Origin of the sequence: Mordavella massiliensis (genome assembly GCF_016902415.1) — a bacterium.
Classification (GTDB): Bacteria; Bacillota; Clostridia; order Lachnospirales; family Lachnospiraceae; genus Merdimonas; species Merdimonas faecigallinarum.
Map to the genome: position 1 here is coordinate 1 of NZ_JACJLV010000088.1, position 2,874 is coordinate 2,874.

1 rRNA gene is annotated in these 2,874 nt (G+C 52.8%); it reads left to right on the top strand.

The window, feature by feature from the left end:
• Positions 1-2,851, top strand: a 23S ribosomal RNA gene (locus H6A13_RS12755); the annotation flags it as partial.
• Positions 2,852-2,874 lie beyond the last annotated feature (23 nt).

Sequence of the window (2,874 nt, forward strand, 5' to 3'; positions counted from 1 at the left end):
AGAGCCGATGAAAGACGTGATAAGCTGCGAAAAGCTTCGGGGAGGAGCAAATATCCATTGATCCGGAGATGTCTGAATGGGGAAACCCGGCGGAGAAGACCTCCGTCACTGCATACTGAATCCATAGGTATGCAGAGGGAACCCGGTGAACTGAAACATCTAAGTAGCCGGAGGAAGAGAAAGAAACATCGATTTCCAAAGTAGCGGCGAGCGAAATGGAAAGAGCCCAAACCGGGATGCGTGCATCCCGGGGTTCGGACCGCGTAATTGATTCAACGATCCTAGCAGAACGGTTTTGGGAAAGCCGGCCAGAGAGGGTGAAAGCCCCGTAAGCGAAAGGGAAGTTGACAAGGCGGGATCCAGAGTAGGTCGAGACACGTGGAACCTTGACTGAAGATGCGGGGACCACCCCGTAAGGCTAAATACTCCTTAGTGACCGATAGAGCATAGTACTGTGAAGGAAAGGTGAAAAGGACCCCGGGAGGGGAGTGAAAAAGAACCTGAAACCATATGTTTACAAGCTGTGGAACATCCATATGAGATGAACCGCGTACTTTTTGTAGAACGGTCCGGCGAGTTGCGCTTTCTGGCGAGGTTAAGGACTTAAGGTCCGGAGCCGAAGGGAAACCAAGTCTTAACAGGGCGGAGTAGTCAGAGGGAGCAGACCCGAAACCGGGTGACCTACCCATGTCCAGGTTGAAGTTGCCGTAAAAGGCAATGGAGGACCGAACCCACATCCGTTGAAAAGGGTGGGGATGAGGTGTGGGTAGGGGAGAAATTCCAATCGAACCCGGAGATAGCTGGTTCTCCTCGAAATAGCTTTAGGGCTAGCCTCATATAAGTCTTGCGGAGGTAGAGCACTGAATTTCCTAGGGGGCGTCAAAGCTTACCGAAGAATATCAAACTCCGAATGCCGCGTAGATGTTGTATGGGAGTCAGACTGCACGAGATAAGTTGGGCAGTCGAAAGGGAAAGAGCCCAGACCTGCAGCTAAGGCCCCAAAATGTGTGTTAAGTGGAAAAGGATGTGGGATTTCGAAGACAACTAGGATGTTGGCTTAGAAGCAGCCACACATTCAAAGAGTGCGTAATAGCTCACTAGTCGAGAGGTCCTGCGCCGAAAATGTCCGGGGCTGAAACACACTGCCGAAGCTCAGGAATCAACATCGTTGATTGGTAGAGGAGCATTGTTAAAGGGACGAAGCGGTACCGGTAAGGAGCCGTGGACTTTTAAGAAGAGAGAATGCCGGAATGAGTAGCGAGAGGAAGGTGGGAATCCTTCCGGCCGAATATCCAAGGTTTCCAGAGTAAAGCTGATCTGCTCTGGGTAAGTCGGGGCCTAAGGCGAGGCCGAGAGGCGTAGTCGATGGACAACAGGTGGAGATTCCTGTACCACAACATAACAGAACTGTGGGGACACGTGTGGAGAGCATGAGCCGGGAATGGAAAGACCGGTGCAAGCGAGGTAGGAGTGTGACTGGCAAATCCGTCACATAATCCAAAGGCGTGATGCGGACCGAACAGAGAGTAGGGAAGCATGTGAGCCATGCGTCAAGAAAAGCCGCTATTGTTTATGTTGTGCCCGTACCGTAAACCGACACAGGTGGATGAGGAGAGAATCCTAAGGCCGACGGGAGAAGCATTGTTAAGGAACTCGGCAAAATGACTCCGTAACTTCGGGAGAAGGAGTGCCGGTGAGAGCCGGCCGCAGAGAATTGGCCCAAGCAACTGTTTAGCAAAAACACAGGTCTGTGCAAAACCGAAAGGTGAAGTATACGGGCTGACGCCTGCCCGGTGCTGGAAGGTTAAGGGGAGAGGTTAGCGTAAGCGAAGCTTTGAACTTAAGCCCCAGTAAACGGCGGCCGTAACTATAACGGTCCTAAGGTAGCGAAATTCCTTGTCGGGTAAGTTCCGACCCGCACGAAAGGCGTAATGATTTGGGCACTGTCTCAACAATGCACCCGGTGAAATTGAAGTACCAGTGAAGATGCTGGTTACCTGCGCCAGGACGGAAAGACCCCATGGAGCTTTACTCCAGCTTGATACTGGGATTCGGTATTGCATGTACAGGATAGGTGGGAGGCAAAGAAGTGGTGACGCCAGTTGCCATGGAGCCGCTGTTGGGATACCACCCTTGCAGTACTGGGTTTCTAACCAGCAGCCGTGAACCGGCTGGGGGACAATGTCAGGTGGGGAGTTTGACTGGGGCGGTCGCCTCCGAAAGGGTATCGGAGGCGCTCAAAGGTTCCCTCAGAATGGTTGGAAACCATTCGAAGAGTGCAAAGGCAGAAGGGAGCTTGACTGCGACACCGACGGGTGGAGCAGGTACGAAAGTAGGACTTAGTGATCCGGTGGTATAAAGTGGGATTGCCATCGCTCAACGGATAAAAGCTACCCTGGGGATAACAGGCTTATCACTCCCAAGAGTTCACATCGACGGAGTGGTTTGGCACCTCGATGTCGGCTCATCGCATCCTGGGGCTGAAGTAGGTCCCAAGGGTTGGGCTGTTCGCCCATTAAAGCGGTACGCGAGCTGGGTTCAGAACGTCGTGAGACAGTTCGGTCCCTATCCGGCGCGGGCGTAGGATATTTGAGAGGAGCTGTCCTTAGTACGAGAGGACCGGGATGGACTGGCCGCTGGTGTATCTGTTGACTGCCAAGGTCATGGCAGAGTAGCCAAGCCGGGACGGGATAAACGCTGAAGGCATCTAAGCGTGAAGCCCCCCTCAAGATGAGATATCCCTAACGCAAGTTAGTAAGACCCCTTGAAGACGACGAGGTAGATAGGGCAGAGGTGGAAGTACAGTAATGTATGGAGCTGACTGCTACTAATCGGTCGAGGGCATGACCAAAGAAGGTCGGTAGGCAGGATGAA